Origin of the sequence: Microlunatus flavus (assembly GCF_900110855.1) — a bacterium.
Lineage (GTDB): Bacteria > Actinomycetota > Actinomycetes > Propionibacteriales > Propionibacteriaceae > Microlunatus > Microlunatus flavus.
The window spans coordinates 114,518-131,536 of sequence record NZ_FOFA01000005.1; the positions used below are offsets into that span (position 1 = coordinate 114,518).

Annotated in this window: 14 protein-coding genes; 7 read left to right on the forward strand and 7 right to left on the reverse strand. The window is 74.1% G+C overall.

What is annotated here, in order from left to right; all coding sequences use genetic code 11:
* Nucleotides 1-86: 86 nt before the first annotated feature.
* The 3 genes from BMY04_RS13015 to BMY04_RS13025 all read left to right on the forward strand — a co-directional run bounded on the left by BMY04_RS13015 (nucleotide 87) and on the right by BMY04_RS13025 (nucleotide 2,497).
* The gene (locus tag BMY04_RS13015; RefSeq protein ID WP_091181098.1) at nucleotides 87-1,391 is read left to right on the forward strand and encodes a vWA domain-containing protein; all 1,305 of its coding nucleotides are present in this window, start codon (nucleotides 87-89) and stop codon (nucleotides 1,389-1,391) included.
* Nucleotides 1,388-2,143, forward strand: a complete 756-nt coding sequence (locus BMY04_RS13020) for a double zinc ribbon and FHA domain-containing protein (RefSeq protein ID WP_232506374.1) — start codon at nucleotides 1,388-1,390, stop codon at nucleotides 2,141-2,143. Before BMY04_RS13015 ends, BMY04_RS13020 begins: the two co-directional genes overlap by 4 nt.
* A gap of 132 nt (nucleotides 2,144-2,275) precedes the next feature.
* The gene (locus BMY04_RS13025) at nucleotides 2,276-2,497 is read left to right on the forward strand and encodes a DUF3107 domain-containing protein (RefSeq protein ID WP_091181101.1); all 222 of its coding nucleotides are present in this window, start codon (nucleotides 2,276-2,278) and stop codon (nucleotides 2,495-2,497) included.
* Nucleotides 2,498-2,530: 33 nt separating this feature from the next.
* On the opposite strand, the gene BMY04_RS13030 is transcribed toward BMY04_RS13025, so the two are convergent.
* Nucleotides 2,531-3,187 carry a ferritin-like fold-containing protein gene (locus tag BMY04_RS13030; protein ID WP_091181106.1) on the reverse strand — a complete coding sequence of 219 codons (657 nt, stop codon included), beginning with the start codon at nucleotides 3,185-3,187 and terminating at the stop codon, nucleotides 2,531-2,533.
* A 421-nt stretch (nucleotides 3,188-3,608) separates the two neighbouring features.
* Here BMY04_RS13030 and BMY04_RS13035 point away from each other — a divergent pair, with 421 nt between their 5' ends.
* The gene (locus BMY04_RS13035) at nucleotides 3,609-5,108 is read left to right on the forward strand and encodes a DEAD/DEAH box helicase (RefSeq protein WP_408630462.1); all 1,500 of its coding nucleotides are present in this window, start codon (nucleotides 3,609-3,611) and stop codon (nucleotides 5,106-5,108) included.
* Between the two features lie 38 nt (nucleotides 5,109-5,146).
* On the opposite strand, the gene BMY04_RS13040 is transcribed toward BMY04_RS13035, so the two are convergent.
* Together BMY04_RS13040 and BMY04_RS13045 are read right to left on the reverse strand one after the other, a co-directional pair.
* Nucleotides 5,147-5,794 carry a class F sortase gene (locus BMY04_RS13040; RefSeq protein WP_232506376.1) on the reverse strand — a complete coding sequence of 216 codons (648 nt, stop codon included), beginning with the start codon at nucleotides 5,792-5,794 and terminating at the stop codon, nucleotides 5,147-5,149.
* Nucleotides 5,791-6,558 (reverse strand): DUF4397 domain-containing protein, encoded by a 768-nt coding sequence (locus tag BMY04_RS13045; protein WP_170854122.1) that lies wholly within the window; start codon nucleotides 6,556-6,558, stop codon nucleotides 5,791-5,793. Before BMY04_RS13045 ends, BMY04_RS13040 begins: the two co-directional genes overlap by 4 nt.
* 156 nt (nucleotides 6,559-6,714) lie before the next feature.
* Here BMY04_RS13045 and BMY04_RS13050 point away from each other — a divergent pair, with 156 nt between their 5' ends.
* Complete coding sequence (locus tag BMY04_RS13050) at nucleotides 6,715-7,617, forward strand: oxidoreductase (RefSeq protein ID WP_091181707.1); 903 nt, start codon at nucleotides 6,715-6,717, stop codon at nucleotides 7,615-7,617.
* Between the two features lie 31 nt (nucleotides 7,618-7,648).
* On the opposite strand, the gene BMY04_RS13055 is transcribed toward BMY04_RS13050, so the two are convergent.
* Together BMY04_RS13055 and BMY04_RS13060 are read right to left on the reverse strand one after the other, a co-directional pair.
* Nucleotides 7,649-8,491, reverse strand: coding sequence for a PHP domain-containing protein (locus BMY04_RS13055; protein WP_091181115.1), 843 nt, complete (start codon nucleotides 8,489-8,491; stop codon nucleotides 7,649-7,651).
* Nucleotides 8,492-8,522: 31 nt separating this feature from the next.
* A complete protein-coding gene (locus BMY04_RS13060) occupies nucleotides 8,523-13,415 on the reverse strand; it encodes an NAD-glutamate dehydrogenase (RefSeq protein ID WP_091181709.1) in 4,893 nt (1,630 codons plus the stop codon).
* An 80-nt stretch (nucleotides 13,416-13,495) separates the two neighbouring features.
* Here BMY04_RS13060 and BMY04_RS13065 point away from each other — a divergent pair, with 80 nt between their 5' ends.
* The gene (locus BMY04_RS13065) at nucleotides 13,496-13,978 is read left to right on the forward strand and encodes a DUF2505 domain-containing protein (protein ID WP_170854123.1); all 483 of its coding nucleotides are present in this window, start codon (nucleotides 13,496-13,498) and stop codon (nucleotides 13,976-13,978) included.
* 3 nt (nucleotides 13,979-13,981) lie between these two features.
* Here the strand turns inward: BMY04_RS13065 and ku are convergent, their stop codons facing one another.
* Entirely contained in the window at nucleotides 13,982-14,785 is an 804-nt protein-coding gene (gene ku, locus BMY04_RS13070) for a non-homologous end joining protein Ku (protein WP_091181122.1), read from the reverse strand.
* Between the two features lie 23 nt (nucleotides 14,786-14,808).
* Nucleotides 14,809-15,357 (reverse strand): dihydrofolate reductase family protein, encoded by a 549-nt coding sequence (locus BMY04_RS13075; protein WP_091181124.1) that lies wholly within the window; start codon nucleotides 15,355-15,357, stop codon nucleotides 14,809-14,811.
* A 152-nt stretch (nucleotides 15,358-15,509) separates the two neighbouring features.
* Here BMY04_RS13075 and BMY04_RS13080 point away from each other — a divergent pair, with 152 nt between their 5' ends.
* Nucleotides 15,510-17,018, forward strand: coding sequence for a DUF222 domain-containing protein (locus BMY04_RS13080; RefSeq protein ID WP_139209845.1), 1,509 nt, complete (start codon nucleotides 15,510-15,512; stop codon nucleotides 17,016-17,018).
* The last annotated feature ends 1 nt before the right edge of the window (nucleotide 17,019 follow it).

The following is a 17,019-nucleotide window of genomic DNA, read 5'->3' on the forward strand; positions in this document are numbered from 1 at the left end:
GGTGGGCCCACCCTACGCGGCCGCCCGCCCGGGACCCCGCTCATCGCATACTGAGGGTCCGCACCCGGCGACGAAGAGGGAGCACGATGGCGGAGTTCGCCGCGACCGTCTACCAGAACGAGTTCCTGCCCGAGGGCGGGACGGACGTGAACGCGATCGTCACGGTGACCTGCTCGCAGGCCGGCGCTGCCGGAGGTGCGGCGCCGACCGGCTCCGGGGACGCCGGCGAGATCATCATCGTCGACACCTCGGGCTCGATGGGGCGGACGCGGCTGGAGGCGGCCAAGCAGGCGGCCGACGCCGCGATCGACCAGATCGCCGACGGGACGTGGTTCGCGGTCGTGGCCGGCACGCACCAGGCCTACCTCGCCTACCCCGTCGTGCGTACCGGTACCGGGATGGTGGTGATGGACGCCGGCCACCGCTACCAGGCCCACCAGGCCGTCCAGCAGTTCCGGGCCGACGGCGGCACGGCGATGGGCACCTGGCTGACGCTCGCGGCCCGGCTCTTCGACTCCGTGCAGGCCGGCTTCGGCGGCGCGCTGGCCAAGCGGCACGCGATCCTGCTGACCGACGGCGAGAACCACAACGAGACCCCCGAGCAGCTCAGCGCGGCGATCGCCGGCGTCGCCGGACGGTTCCAGTGCGACTGCCGCGGAGTCGGCACCGACTGGCAGGTCGCCGAGGTGCGCCGGATCGCGCAGGCCCTGCTCGGGACGGTCGACATCGTCCCCGAGCCGAGCCAGCTGCAGGCCGAGTTCGCCTCGCTGATGCAGGCGTCCATGGCCCGCGGCGTCGCGGCCGCCGAGCTGCGGGTCTGGACGCCGCAGGGCGCGCAGCTGCTGTTCGTGCGGCAGGTCTCCCCCTCGGTCGAGGACCTCACGGCCCGCCGGACCGACGTCAACGCGCTGACCGGCTCCTACCCGACCGGGTCGTGGGGCGACGAGTCGCGCGACTACCACGTCGCCGTACGCCTGCCGGCCAAGTCGCTCGGGCAGGAGCAGCTCGCCGCGCGGGTGCAGCTCGCGCTCGGGCCCGACGTCGTCGCCCAGGGGCTGGTCAAGGCGCGCTGGTCCGACGACGAGGGCCTCACCACCCGCATCAACCCCGAGGTCGCCCACTACACCGGCCAGACCGAGCTCGCCGACGCCATCCAGCAGGGGCTCGCCGCCAAGGCGGCGGGCGACGACGCGACCGCGACGACCCGCCTGGGCCGTGCCGTGCAGCTCGCCGAGGCGACGGGCAACGCGGAGGCGACCACGCGGCTGCGCAAGGTCGTCGACATCGACGACCCGGGCACCGGCACCGTCCGGCTGCGCCGCGACATCGCCAAGGCCGACGAGATGGCGCTCGACACCGCCTCCACCAAGACGACGAGGATCCGGCCGTGAGCCCCGACCTGCACCGCTGCCCCAACGGCCACTTCACGAGCGCCGCCGACTACTGCGACGTCTGCGGTGCCCCCGTCGACGCGGGTGCACCGGCCACGGGAGGGTCCGCGCCCGAGGCAGCGGTCCCCGCGGCCGCCGCGCTCGAGCCCTGCCCCAGCTGCGGCACCCCGCACGGCCCGGACGCGCTCTTCTGCGAGGGCTGCGGCTACGACTTCACGACCGGGGCCATGCCGCGTCCGCTCGACCCGCCCGAGGGCGTGGCCGTGACCGCGGACGTCCCGCCGGAGGACCCGGACGCGTCCGGCCTGCCCGACGTCGCCGCCCCGGCCCCCGTGCCGCGCTGGGTGGTCGAGGTCTGGGTCGACCCGGACTGGTACGCCGAGTCGCAGGGCCCCGACCCGCTCCCGACCTCCGGACCGCCCCGCACCGTCGTGCTCACGGGCCGCTCGGCGCTGGTCGGGCGCCCCTCCGCGAGCCGGAACATCCACCCCGACGTCGACTGCGCCGACGACACCGGCGTCAGCCGCCGGCACGCCCAGGTGACGACCGACGGGACGCGCTTCTTCGTCGAGGACCTCGAGTCGGCCAACGGGACGTTCGTGGCGCCGTCCGGCGGCCCCCTGCCGCAGCAGCCGGTCGGTGTGGGCGCCAAGCACGAGCTCGGCGCCGACGACCGCGTCTACGTCGGCGCGTGGACCAGGCTCGTGGTGCGACCGGCGACCGAGGACGAGGGCACCGACCAGGCCGGCTGAGCCGCGAGCCCGCGGACGGGGCGGTCCGGCTCCGCCGGTCGCGAACACGTCCGTGGTCGTTCGGTGCGGTGTGGCAGCGTGGGGCTCCGGCGCCGGGGGTCCACCCCGTACGCCCCTGACGCAGGAGGACTCGTGGAGATCAAGGTCGGCATCCAGTACGTGAACCGCGAGGTCACCGTCGAGACCGACGACAGCGCCGCCGACGTGGAGAAGGCGTTCAACGACGCCGTCTCCGGCGGTTCCGTGCTGACGCTCACCGACACCCGTGGCCGCAAGGTCATGGTTCCCGGCGACAAGATCGCCTACATCGAGCTCGGCGAGGAGAACGCCCGCCGCGTCGGCTTCGGGATCTGACCGCCCGCCTCGACCTCCGGCGGGGTGGTCGGCTCAGGGCTGCAGGCCCAGCCTCCGCATCCGGGCGGCGTGGTTCTCGACCAGCCGTGAGAACGTGCGGTTGACCGCGACCACGTCGGCCCCCTCGCCGCCCATCAGCAGCGCGGTGAGGCCGGCGCGGTCGACGGCGACGCGCTGGGCCTGGCTGAGCGCCTCCCCCACCAGCCGGCGGCCCCACAGCGCGAGCCGGCCGGCGACGCGGGGGTCGGCCTCGATGCCGGCGCGGACGTGGGAGACCACGAAGTCGTCGTGGGCCGAGTCCGACAGCACGTCCTCGACGAGCGCGCGGGTCGCGCCGTCGACGTGCACGGCCACCTCGCCGTAGAAGTCGTCGGCGAAGCCGCTGCCGACGTAGACCCACATCAGGCCCTCGAGCCAGTCCTTGGGCCGGGTGTGCGCGTGGAAGTCGTCGAAGGCCCGGTGGAACGGCGTCATCGCCTCCGTCAGGTCGGTCCCGAGCGCGGCCAGGCGGTCGCGCACCCGCTCGAGGTGGTCGACCTGGCGCCCGGCGATGGTCGCGAGCGTCACCTTGTCGGCCAGGGTCGGGGCCCCGGCGCCGTCCTGCGCGAGCCGCTCGAAGGCCGTGAGCGCCCCATAGGCGATCGCCCCGAGCAGGTCGACGGTGCCGGCGTCGTGGAGTGGGTCTGCCATGCCCGCAGCCTAATGACGGGGGATGTGGTACCGGACGGCTAGACTGGGCGCCACAGGCGTCACAACCGACGCCGCTGGCCGCCGGCCCTGGCACCGCGACATCCTCGCGTCGTGCTGGCTGCGTGGCCACCCGCAGACTCTCAGGACAGGCGAGACGCTGAACACGCAGACCGACAGCACGAGCACGCAGGACGAGGTCCTCGACGACCTGGGCACCGCCCTCGACCTCCAGGACGACGAGAGCGGCACCGGCATCGCGCCGACCGACGAGTCGCTCGCCGCGGCCGAGGAGGCCGACGACGCCGACGCCGGGCTCGGGCCGGTGCCCGTGCAGCAGACCTTCGCCGACCTCGGCGTCGAGGGCCTGATCGTCGAGGCGCTCGAGCAGGTCGGCATCGTCCACCCGTTCCCGATCCAGTCGATGGCCATCCCGATCGCGTTGTCCGGCACCGACATGATCGGCCAGGCGCGCACCGGCACCGGCAAGACGCTGGCCTTCGGCATCACGATGCTGCAGCGCTCCGTCGCCCCCGGCGAGCCCGGCTACGACGAGCTCGCCAAGCCGGGCGCCCCGCAGGGCCTGGTCGTCTGCCCGACCCGTGAGCTCGCCAGCCAGGTGAGCAAGGACCTGTCGACGGCCGCCGCCCTGCGCGGCCTCCGCGTCCTGACCATCTACGGCGGCGTCGGCTACGACACCCAGATCGACACCCTCAAGGCCGGCGTGGACGTCGTCGTCGGCACGCCCGGGCGCCTCCTCGACCTCGCCGACCGCCGCGCGCTCGACCTGTCGCGCATCAAGACGCTCGTGCTCGACGAGGCCGACGAGATGCTCGACCTCGGCTTCCTGCCCGACGTCGAGCGGCTGCTGGCCAAGACCCCGGCCTCGCGCCAGACGATGCTCTTCTCCGCGACGATGCCCTCGGCGATCGTCACCCTCGCGCGTCGCCACCTCGAGCACCCGGTCAACATCCGCGCCGAGTCCGCCGACGACGAGACCACGGTCCCTGCGACGGCGCAGTTCGTCTACCAGGCGCACATGCTCGACAAGCCCGAGGTCGTCGCCCGCATCCTGCAGGCGCAGGACCGCGGCCGGGTCATGATCTTCAGCCGCACCAAGCGCTCCGCGCAGCGGCTCACCGACGACCTCGTCGAGCGCGGCTTCGACGCCACCTCCATCCACGGCGACCTCAACCAGGTCGCGCGGGAGAAGGCCCTGAAGCGCTTCCGCGAGGGCAAGGTCGACGTCCTCGTCGCCACCGACGTCGCCGCCCGCGGCATCGACGTCACCGGCGTCACGCACGTGATCAACTACGAGTGCCCCGACGACGAGAAGACCTACGTGCACCGCATCGGTCGCACGGGTCGCGCCGGCGCCTCGGGCATCGCGATCACCTTCGTCGACTGGGCCGACCAGACGCGCTGGAAGGTCATCAACAACGCGCTCGGGCTGCCCTTCGAGACGCCGGAGGAGACCTACTCCACCTCCGCGCACCTCTTCCACGACCTCGGCATCGACCCGTCGGTCAAGGGCCGGATCGTCGACCCGGCGCCCGTGCCCGAGGCGAAGCGCGAGCCCCGCGAGGGCGGGCGTGGTCCGCGCCGCCGCGGCGGGCAGGACGGCGCCGAGGCCTCGAGCGAGGGTTCGGGTCCGGGCAAGAGCCGCGGGCGCCGGCGGCTGCGCAACGGCGTGCCGGTCGACGGTGCCGCCGAGGCCGTGACCACGACGACGGCAGATGCGGCGGCGGAGGCTCCGGCCCCCGTCGAGTCGTCCAGCCCGACGGACGGCCCGGCGGTCGAGGGCGAGGGCGCTGCGCCCAAGCGCCGTCGTCGCCGCCGCGGTGGTCGCGGGCGCGGCCCGCAGGACGGTACCGGCGCCGGTGGCGACGCGGGCAGCGAGCCGAGCGCGAGCGTCGAGGCCTGACCACGTGAGGGGCTCCGCCGCCGGGCGGGGCCCCGTCCTCAGCGCGCGAGGCCCTTCGGGGTCGCGGTGACGACCACGTTGCTGTCGTAGCCGCCGGCCCCGCGCCGGTACTGCCCGCCGCAGGTGATGAGGACCAGGTGCGGGTCGCCGGTCTGGTCGAACGCGGCGCTGCCGGTCGCCAGCGCGTCCTTCTTGATCGTCTTCACCGACCGCACCGTGTACGCCAGGTGGTGCCCGTCGGGACCGCGCAGCGTGACGGTGTCCCCCTCGTGCACGGACAGCAGCCGCGCGAAGAAGCCGAGGCCCTCCGTGGCCGAGTCCACGTGACCGGCGACGACGGTGTTGCCGAAGGGGTCGCCCGCCCGGGCGCTGCCGTCCCACCAGCCGACGTGCTGCACCTCTTCGGGGACCTGCAGCTCGCCGTCCCTGGTCGCCGCCGGCTGCACCGGCGCGGAGGCCCCGCCCGGCAGGTCGACGCGGACGGGGACGAAGGTGACCCGGTTGCTCGCCGCCGGCGAGCCGACCGAGGCCGGCGGGGCGGGCGCGTCGGCGGGGCTGCTCGACGGACCCGCCGGGACCGCTGCCGGCACCGGGCTGCTGGCGGTGCTGCCCGCCTCGCAGCCGGCCAGGCCCAGCGTGACGACCAGCGCGACGCCCGCCGCCGGCGTACGGAGGCTCCCCCTCAACGAGTGAGCTTGGCCAGGAAGCGGACGACCCCGGCCGCCTCACCACCCGTGCCGGTGTCGACCTTCTTGGGCCGCTCGGATCCCGACGAGCCCGCGGCGAGGACGTGCACCGCGACGTTCATCGTGTTGTTCTCCGGGTCGCCGAGGGCGTAGACGCGGTTCACGGCCCCGCCCTTGACGGTGAGGCTGACCGGGCCGAGGTAGATCGGCGACTTCTTGCCCGTCGGCGTGATCGCGACCTTGTAGGTGGCGACCGGGACCGTCAGATTCAGCGACTGGCCGTTGGCGATGTCGGAGAAGAGAACCTTGCCGTTGACCCGGATGTCGGCGGCCGGAACGGTCGCGGTGTGCGCGACGACGAGCTCGGCCTTGCCGCGCGGGACCGCGGAGGTGTCGTTCCGGAAGACGGTGACGGTCGGGTCGGTCGAGCCGCCCGCGGGCAGGTGCACGACGACGTCCCAGCTGGAGCGGGCCTTGACGTCGAAGGAGCGGCTGAGCAGCTGGTCCCCGCCGTCGCTGAAGCTGATCTTGCGCGAGCCCGGCTTGACCTTGAAGGGCCCGACCACGGCGGCGGTCTTCACGCCCTTGGCGACCGTACGGCCGTCGACGGTCACGTCCACCGTGCGACCGGGCAGGCCCTGGACGACGTAGACGCTGGCCGTGCCGGCGGCGAAGCTCGGTCCGGCGGTCAGGCCCGCGAGCCCCACGGTGGCGCCGAGGAGCACCACGAGCGTGAGCAGGCGGCGCAGAGCGCGTGCAGTCATTGGACGTCCCCCCGAAGGTCCTTCGGCGCGAGCCCCCGCTGCACCGTGGGGCGAGGCTACAAGCCCGGTGATCATCCGCGCAGCCGCCCGGATATATCCGGTGGACGTTTCAAGCGCCCCTCAGGAAGCCTCCGCGCCGCGGGTAGCGTGGCGATCATGACCACGGACGCCTCCGCCCCCTCCTCCGGGCTCGCCGGCACGTACGACGTCGCCGGCTACCAGGTGCACCGCATCGGCTTCGGCGCGATGCAGCTCCCCGGCCCCGGCGTGATGGGTCCGCCGAAGGACCACGACACCGCGATCGCCGTGCTGCGCCGCGCCGTCGAGGCCGGCGTGAACCACATCGACACCGCCCAGTTCTACGGCCCCGACGTCTCCAACGAGCTCATCCGCGAGGCGCTGCACCCGTACGCCGACGACCTCGCCCTCGTCTCCAAGGTGGGTGCGCGTCGCGACGCCAAGGGGCAGTGGCTGCCGGCCCTCACCCCGAAGGACGTCCGCGAGGACGTCGAGACCAACCTGCGCACCCTCGGCACCGAGCGGCTCGCCGCCGTGAACCTGCGCCTGCAGGAGCGGCCCGTGCCCGGGCAGGCGCCGCTGGAGGACCTGCTCGCCGCCATGGTGCAGATGCGCGAGGACGGCCTCATCGCCGGCGTCGGCATCTCCACCGCGAACCGCGACCAGGTCGTGCAGGCGATCGAGCAGGCCGACGTCGTGACCGTGCAGAACCCGTACAGCCTCCTCGCGCGCGAGGACGAGGAGGTGCTCCGGCTCTGCTCGGACCACGGGATCTCCTACGTGCCGTACTTCCCGCTCGGCTCGGCCTTCCCCGGCATGCCGAAGGTGGTCGAGAACGAGGTCGTGCTGCAGGTCGCCGCCGAGGTCGGGGCCACGCCGGCCCAGGTCGGCCTGGCCTGGCTCCTGGCCCACGACGACAGCATCCTGCTCATCCCCGGCACCTCCTCGCTCGCGCACCTGGAGGAGAACCTGGCCGTCGCCGGCGTGCAGCTCTCGGACGACCAGGTCGCCCGGCTCGACGCGATCGCCCCGCCGAGGTAGCCGCGGCGGCGGGCTGGCCCGGGGTCCGGGGTCAGACCGCCACGCGGAGGCGCTTGCGCAGCTCGTCGTAGACCTCGGGGCGGGTCGTGTTGACCCCGAGGCCGTGGTCGGTCTTGCCGGTGCCGTGGTAGTCGCTCGACCCCGTGCCGAGCACGCCGAGCTCGTCGACCAGCCGCCACAGCCGGGCGCGCGCGTCGGCGTCGTGGTCCTGGTGGTCGACCTCGATGCCGTCGAGGCGGTGCTCGGCGACGAGCTCGGCCAGGTAGTCCGGCGGCAGCAGCCCCTCGCGCCCGCGGCCCCAGGGGTGGGCGATCACGGCGACGCCGCCGGCGGCGTGGACGAGGTCGATGCCGTGAGCGACGTCGATCGCGTAGCGCGCGACGTGCGCCGGTCCCCCGTCGTAGAGGAAGCGGTCGAAGGCCTCGGTCCGGTCGGCGACGTGCCCGGCCGCGACGAGCGCGTCGGCGATGTGCGGGCGCCCCACCGAGGGCGACGTCCCGACCTGCTCCATCACCTGCTCCTCGGTGACGGGCACGCCGAGCCCCTCGAGCAGGTCGAGCACCGGCCGCAGCCGGCCCGTGCGCCCCTCGCGGACCCGCACCATCTCCTGCGCGAGGGCGGCGGCCTCCGGGTCGGCGCCGTACGCGAGCAGGTGCACGCTCTGGTGGTTCCGCGAGCAGGAGAGCTCCAGGCCCCGGACGACCTCGACGCCGTGGTCGCGGCCGGCGGCGACCGCGCGGTCGAGCCCGTCGAACGTGTCGTGGTCGGTCAGCGCCACCACGTCCAGCCCGGCCTCCGCGGCGGCCACCACCAGCTCGGCCGGGGTGTCGGTGCCGTCGGAGACGTTGGAGTGCGTGTGCAGGTCGATCCGCATGGGTCCAGACCTACCACGCCCGCCGCCGCGCTCAGCCGCCGACGAGCCCCCGGACCACGCGCAGCGCGACGGAGGCCTTGGCCAGGTCGGTCTGCCCGGACAGCACCGAGCGCAGCGTGGCCCGCGCCTGGTCCGCCGCCGGCGTCGATCGTTCCCAGGCCTCGACGAGCGCGTCCGCCTCGGTGCCACCGGCCGGACGGTCGGCGACCACCTGCGCCGTGAGCCGGGCGTGCGCGGTGTGGAGGTCGTCGCGCAGCGCCGCCCTGGCCATCGTCGACCAGCGGTCCTCCCGGGGCAGGGCGGCCACGCGGTCGACGAGCCGGTCCAGGCCGAGCCGCTGCGCCAGCGCGAAGTGCACGCGCGTGACGAGCGCCGGGTCGACGTCGGCGGCCTGCGCGGTGGTGACCGCCGAGAGCGCGGCGAAGGCCGTGGGCAGCGCGGCGACGTCTGCGGCGAGGTCGTCGGGGACCCCGACCTTCCGCAGCCGTTCCGCGCGCTCGGCGACCCCGGCGGCCTCGCGCTGGCCCAGCGCCTCCGGCAGCCCAGCGACCACCGTGGCCACCCCCGGGCCGAGCGCGTCGACCGTCTCCGCGATGGGCAGCGGGCGCGGGCGCTCGTTCACCAGCCAGCGGGTGGCCCGCTCGACCAGGGTGCGCACGGCCAGCCGCATGCGCGTCTGGGTGTCGGCGGCGACGGCGTGGTCGAGGTCGGCGATGCGGGCCTCGAGCGCGGACGCCCCGAGCAGCGCGCGGGCGGCGACGTGCGCCCGGACGAGCTCCGGCGCGGTGGCGCCGGTCTCGGTCGAGAGCCGGTGGAAGCACGTGATCCCCGCGGTGTCGACGAAGGCGTTCACCACCCGGGTCGTGACGATCTCGCGGTGCAGGCGGTGCTGACGCATCGCCTCGGTGTAGGTCCCGCGCAGCGCCGGCGGGAAGTAGTCGACCAGCCGGTCGGCCAGGTCGGGGTCGTCGGGCAGGTCGCTGCGGCCGACCTCGTCGCTCAGCACGATCTTCGTGTACGCCAGCAGGACGGCCAGCTCCGGCGAGGTCAGGCCGCGGTTCTTGGCCCGGCGGGCGTCGAGGGCCTCCTCGTCGGGCAGGAACTCGATCTCGCGGTCGAGCAGCCCGTGCTCCTCCAGCCGGTCGACCCACTCGCCGTGCACGCGGGCCATCGAGGGGGCCTGCACCTCGGCGGTGGCGAGGGCGAGGTTCTGCGACACGTTGTGGGCGAGCACGAGGTGCGCCACGTCGTCGGTCATCGACGCCAGCAGCGTGTTGCGCCCCTCGAGGGTCAGGCTCCCCTCCTCGACCGCCGGCGCGAGGAGGATCTTGATGTTGACCTCGTGGTCGGAGGTGTCCACCCCGGCCGAGTTGTCGATGAAGTCGGTGTTGATCTTGCCGCCGCACGTCGCGTACTCGATGCGGCCGAGCTGGGTGAGCCCGAGGTTGCCGCCCTCCCCCACGCAGCGCGCCCGCACCTGGGCGCCGTTGACCCGGAGCCCGTCGTTCGCCTTGTCGCCGGCGGCGGAGTCGGGCTCGGAGGCGGCCTTGACGTAGGTGCCGATGCCGCCGTTCCACAGCAGGTCGACGGGCGCCTGGAGCGCCGCGTGGATCAGGGCGGTCGGGTCGAGCGCACGCACGTCGCGACCGAGCCCGAGGGCCCGGCGCATCGGCTCGGTCACGGTGATCGACTTCAGGCTGCGCGGGAAGACGCCGCCGCCCTCCGAGATCAGCGAGGGGTCGTAGTCGGCCCAGCTCGACCGGGCGAGGCCGAACAGCCGGCGCCGCTCGGCGAAGCTCGTCGCCGGGTCGGGGTCGGGGTCGACGAACACGTGGCGGTGGTCGAAGGCGCACACGAGCCGGAGGTGCTCCGAGAGCAGCATCCCGTTGCCGAACACGTCGCCGCTCATGTCGCCGATGCCGACGACGGTGAACTCGTCGGCGTCGGGGTCGATGCCGAGCTCGCGGAAGTGGCGCCGCACCGACTCCCACGCGCCGCGGGCCGTGATGCCCATCGCCTTGTGGTCGTAGCCCGCCGAGCCCCCGGAGGCGAAGGCGTCGCCCAGCCAGAAGCCCTCCTCCAGCGCGATCCCGTTCGCGATGTCGGAGAAGGTCGCGGTCCCCTTGTCGGCGGCCACGACGAGGTACGGGTCGTCGCCGTCGTGCCGCACCACGCCGGGCGGCGGGACGACCTGCTGCGCCCCGGCCGTGCCGACGAGGTTGTCGGTGACGTCGAGCAGGCTGGTGATGAAGATCCGGTAGCAGGCGACGCCCTCGGCGAGCCAGGCGTCGCGATCCGTGGCCGGGTCGGGCAGCTGGCGCGGCACGAACCCGCCCTTGGCGCCGGTCGGCACGATGACGGTGTTCTTGACGGTCTGCGCCTTGACCAGCCCGAGGATCTCGGTGCGGAAGTCCTCGGCCCGGTCCGACCACCGCAGCCCGCCGCGCGCCACCAGCCCGAAGCGCAGGTGGACGCCCTCGACGCGGGGCGAGTGGACGAAGATCTCGAACGCCGGGCGCGGCTCGGGCAGGTCCGGCACCTCGCGCGAGCGGAGCTTGAGCGCCAGCGCCGCGCGACCCGGACGGTAGAAGTTCGTGCGGACGAGCGCCCGCAGGACCGCCAGGAACGAGCGGATGATCTTGTCCTGGTCCAGGCTCGACACGTCGTCGAGCGCGGACTCGACCGCGGTCCCGAGCTCAGCCGCGCGGGCGGTGCGCTCCGCGGTGCTCAGGTCCAGGGCGGGGTCGAAGCGGACGGCGAAGAGGTCGACGAGCTGGCGGGCGACGCCGGTGTTCGCCGCGAGGGCCTGCGCCATGTAGGTCTGGCTGTAGGACACGCCGGCCTGGCGCAGGTAGTGCCCGACCGCGCGCAGCACGCTCACCTCGCGCCAGCCCAGCCCGGCGCTCATCACCAGGGCGCCGTAGGCGTCGGACTCCGCCTCGCCGCGGTAGGCGGCCCTGAAGGCGTCGGCGAACCGCTGCCGCGCCGGCTCGTCCCAGTCGCGCGCGACGGCCTCCGCGCCGCCCGGCACCGACAGGCCGAAGTCGTAGATCCAGGCGCGCTGCGCGTCGCCGGCGTCGAGCTCGTACGGCCGCTCGTCGATCACGTCGACGCCGAGCCGCGTCAGGTGCGGCAGCAGCTGCGACAGCGACAGCGACACGTCGCGGCGGAAGATCTTGAGCCGCAGGTCGGCCTCGTCGGCGGGGCGGCCGGGCAGCCGGTCGGGCGCGTACAGCGTGAGCGTCATGTCCGCGCCGGTCTCGAGGTCGGCCAGCGCACCGAGGTCCAGGCGTCCCTGACGCGGGGTGTAGTCCTCCTTGTAGCCCTCGGGCAGGGCGCGCAGGAGGCTGCCGAGCCGGTCGGCCGCCGGCGTGCCGGTGAGCAGGTCGGCGAACTCGTCGTCCCAGGTGCGGGTGGCCGCGGTGAGCTCGCGCTCCAGCGCCCTCAGGTCGACGACGTCGCCGAGGTCGTCCAGCGCCTGCCGCGACGGCATCCGCACGACCACGTGGAGCCGCGCCAGGACGGCGTCGGTGACCCGGGCGCTGTCGTCGATGCTGGCCCCGCCCAGCCGGTCGAGCAGGATCTGCTCCATCCGGCGGCGCACCGTTCCCGTGTACCGGTCACGCGGCAGGTAGACCAGGCACGACACGAAGCGCCCGTACGGGTCGGCACGGGCGAAGACGCGGACCTGGCGGCGCTCCTTGAGGTGGGCGATGCGCTCGACGGTCTCGGCGAGCTCGGGCAGCGGGGTCTGGAAGAGCTCGTCGCGCGGGTAGGTCTCGAGCGTGTCGACGATCGCCTTGCCGCCGTGGCTGGCGAGGTCGTAGCCGGAGCGCGCGATCACCCCCTCCGCCTTCTGGCGCAGCACGGGGACGCGCATCACGCTCTCGGAGTAGGCGGTCGTGGAGAAGAGGCCGAGGAAGCGGTGCTCCCCGACGACCTCGCCGCGGGCGTCGAAGCGGCGCACCCCGATGTAGTCGAGGTAGGCGGGCCGGTGCACGCGCGAGCGGGTGTCGCCCTTGGTCACCACGAGCAGCGCCGGCCGGCCGTCGACCCGCGGGAGCGCGGAGAAGGTGCCCGACCCGTCCTCGTGGCGCAGGATCCCCAACGCGGTGCCCGGGACGGGGACGTACGCCGCGTCGTCGCCGGTGCTGACCAGGTCGTAGTCCTGCGCGCCGAGGAACGTGAAGTGGCGCGCGGTCAGCCAGTCGAGCAGCTCGCGGGCCTGGTCGGCGTCGCCGCCGGAACCGCCGCGCCGGCCGCTCGCGACCTCGTCGCCGAGCTCGGCGGAGACCGCCACGGCGCGGCGGGCCATCGAGCTCCAGTCCGCGACGGCGACGCCGACGAGGTCGAGGACCTCGTGCACGCCCTGCTCGAGCTCGTCACCGGCGACCGCCTCCGAGCCGAGCCGGGCCGGCGGGAGCAGCTCGAGGTGCATCCACGACTCGTGCAGCGTCTCGGGCTCCTGCGCGGCCTGCGCCGAGCGCAGCAGCTGCCGCAGCCGGCCGGAACCGTCGCGCAGCACGAGGAACTGCGGGTGGAACACCTCGCGGATCGTCCAGCCCTGGCGCAGGACCTCCATGGTCACCGAGTCGACGAGGAACGGCAGGTCGTCGGTGACGACCTGCAGGACCGTCGCTCCGCCGACGCCACCCGCACCGCGGGGGCCGACGACCCGGACGACGTCCTGGCCGGGCTCGCGGACCATCGCCGCGCGGTAGTGGCTCTCGACGACCGACAGCAGGTCCTCGACCGTGCGGTCCTCGAGGTCGGCGGGGTCGACGTGGCGGAAGTAGTGCCACATGAAGGTCGCGACGGCCTCGGGGTCCTGCCCGAGCTCGCGCGCCACGTCGCGCCCGGCGGCGGCGACCGCCGCGATCTTGTCGGTCTTGTCCTGCTCGAGCCCGACCTCGTACGTCGTCACCACACCATCCGTTCTCACCGCGTCGCCGCACCTCGTCGTGCCGCCCGTCCACGTTAGCCCGACCTGGTTGGATGACGGCCATGGACATCTCGACCGACCTCGACTTCGCCGCCGACCCGGCCACCGTCTACGCGATGATGCTGGACCGCGGCTACCAGGAGCAGGTCTGCGTCGACAGCGAGTCGCGCCGCTGGGAGGTCGAGGTCACCCCGCCGCGCACCTGGACCTCGCGCACCCTGGCCGCGCCGGAGTCGGCCGCGCGGTTCACCGGGTCCGAGCTGACGATCCTCGAGGACACCACCTGGGGCGAGGCCGGACCGGACGGCTCGCGGGACGCGCGCCTCGCGCTCACGGTCGACAAGCAGCCGGTGTCGCTGAACGGCAACCTCCGCCTGGCGCCGGGCGGCCGGGGCACGACCGTCCGCCTCACCGGCGAGCTGAAGGTCAACGTCCCCCTGCTCGGCCGAAAGCTCGAGCAGGCGGCCGCGCCGGCCGTCCTGGCCGGGTTCCGCACGCAGCAGCGCGCGGGCGACAAGTGGCTCTCGGAGCACCCGCGGGGCTGAGGCTCACCCGGCCTTCGCGGCACCTTCCGCGCGGCGCTTCTTGGCCGCCTCGACGGACGCGCGCAGGGCGGCGACGAGGTCGACCACCTCGGCCTCCTGGGGAGCCTCGGTCTGCTCGGGCAGCGCGACGCCGGCGGCCTTGCTCTGCACGACCTCCTCCAGCGCCTCGCGGTAGGCGTCGGTGTACTCCTCGGGGTGGAAGTCGCCCGACAGCGCCTCGATGAACGACTGCGCCATCGTCACCTCGGCGTCGGACACCGACACCGACTCCGGCGGAGCCGCGAACTCGCCGGAACGCAGCTCGTCGGGCCAGAGCATCGTGTGCATGACGAGCAGCCCGTCGCGCGGTCGCACCAGGGCCAGCGCCTCGCGCGAGCGCAGCGCGACCTTGACCAGCGCGCACTGGCCGGTCTTGACCAGCGCGTCGCGCAGCAGGACGTAGGGCTTGGTGCCCGGACCGTCGGCCTGCATGAAGTAGGTCTTGTTGAAGTACGTCGGGTCGACCTCGTCCTCCGCGACGAACTGCACGACCTCGACGGCCTTGGTCGTCGCGAGCGGGAGGTTGTCGAAGTCGTCCTTCTCGAGGATGACCATGCGACCGTCGGGCAGCTCGTAGCCCTTGGCGATCTCCGCGTACGGGATCTCCTCGCCGTCGATCTCGCAGACGCGGCGGTACTTGATCCGGCCCCCGTCGGAGGAGTGGACCTGCCGGAAGGCGATGTCCTTCTCCTCCGTGGCCGAGTAGAGCTTCACCGGGATGGTGACGAGGCCGAAGGAGATCGCGCCCTTCCAGATCGAGCGTGGCATGCGACCAGTCTCCCCCAGCCCGTTCAGCCGGCGGCAGGCCCGTAGACGAGGTGCACGACGCCGTTCTCGTACGGGGTCGCGCTCAGCAGCGCGAGCGGGGTCTGCGGGGTGCCCTGCGGGATCAGGTACGGGCCCTCGCCCAGCCCCACCGGGTAGACGAAGAGGTGCAGCTCGTCGACCAGGCCGTCGGCCAGCAGGCCGCGTACGAGCGTGCCGCTGCCGCTGACGTACAGGTCGCCGTCGACCTCCTCCTTGAGCGCCGCGATCCGTGCCGGGTCGTAGGGCAGGACCGTCGCCGGGCCCCAGGAGGGTTGGGTGAGGGTCGCCGACACCACGTACTTGCGCGAGTCGTTGAAGAACGGCGCACCCGGGTCATCCTCCACGGTGCGCTGCGACCACGCCGGCCCGAACATCTCGTACGTCACCCGACCGAGCAGCAGCGCCCCGGCGCCGCGGGTCAGCGCCGCGGTGTCCTCGACCTGGGCGTCGGTCCAGGGATAGGCGGCCGTCCACATCGGCACCCCCACCGACCCGTCGACGGTCGTGAACTCGTGGACCTTGATCTTGCCCATCAGGGACTCCCTAGGTGAGGTTCGGTGGAGCAGAGCAGCGACGTCGGTCAGACCATGCCCGACGCCGGGACTCATCGCGCACGAGCCCTCTGATCGCCACGGCTGGTCCTGCCGTGCCGGAACTGTCAGTGGTCTCGGGCAGAATCGTTCGTATGTTCGATCCGGCGGTGGAGGTGGCGACGGCGGCGCAGCTGGCCGAGCGCATCGCCGACGCCCACGCTCGCCTGGTGGAGGCCGAGTGCGAGGAGCTCGTGCTCGCCGCCGCCTGGGCCGACGCGCACTACCTCGACCCGGACGGGACGCGGCAGCACGAGTTCGCGCCGGTCGTCGAGCGGTCCGTCGCCTGGGGCGGCGACGGCTGCCCGCCGGTGTCGGAGCACTGCGCGCTCGAGCTGGGCGCACTGCGCGGGACCGGCGCCACGACCGCTCGGATGCTGATCACCGACGCCCTCGACGTCCGCCACCGCCTGCCCCGGCTCTGGGCGCTCGTCCGTGCCGGTTCCGTGCGGCAGTGGCAGGCCCGGGCGGTCGCCCAGGCGACGCACGCGCTGAGCTGGGACCAGGCGGTCGCGGTCGACGCGCGCCTGTCCGGGTTCCTGCCGCTGCTGCCGTGGCCGCGATTCCGCCGGCTGCTCACCGCCGCCGTCCTCGACGCGGACCCGGAGGCCGCACGAGAGCGCGCGGAGGCGGCCGCCACCTCGGTCGGCGTCTGGGCGTTCGAGGGCGAGCACGGGCTCAAGACGCTCGTCGCGAAGGCCTCCTCGGGCGACGTGACCTGGTTCCTGGCCGTGGTCGACCGCATCGCCGGCATCCTCGCCCTCGAGGGCGACCGCGGAACCGCGGATGTCCGTCGGGCCAAGGCCGTCGGCGTCCTCGCCCAGCCCGCCCGCGCGCTCGCGCTGCTCGTGGCCCACGCCGGGGACGAGGACCGTCGCACGAGTGAGCCGAGGCCGGCCGACCCGGACGACGAGCCCGACCCGCGGCCCGACCCCTCCCTGGACCTGCGGGTTCCGGCCGTCCTGGGCGCGGGCCGCGACGGAGGAGCACTCGACGACGCCACCCTCGCCCGCCTCGCCCGGGCGGCCAGACCGCGGGTGGTCCTGCACCTGCACCTCTCCGACGCGACCCTCCGCTCGGGCGAGGGGCTCGTCCGGCCGGAGCACGGCGACGCGCTCACCCTGGCGCAGCTGCGCGAGTGGCTCGTCGACACCGGGTGCAGCGTGACCGTCCGTCCCGTGGTCGACCCGGTGGCAACTGCGGCGGTCGACGCGTACGAGGTCCCCGGCCGGCTGCGCGACGCCCTCGTGCTGCGCCACCCGGTCGACGTCTTCCCGTTCGGGCAGGCGACGAGCCGGACGCTCGACGCCGACCACACGGTGCCCTTCGTCCCGCTCGACCGGGGCGGGCCACCGGGGCAGACCGGGCTGCACAACCTGGGCCCGCTGACCCGCCGCCACCACCGCGCCGTGACCGCCGGGCGGTGGCGAAGACGGCAGCCCGTCGCGGGAACCTACCTCTTCCGGTCCCCGACCGGCTTCGTCTTCGCCGTGACCAACCAGGGCACGCTCCGCCTGGGGCGCAGCGCGTTCACCGACGCCCTGTGGGACCTGGCGGCGTCCGCGGGCACCTGGGAGGAGGCGCGCCTGTCGGTGGCCGCCTGAT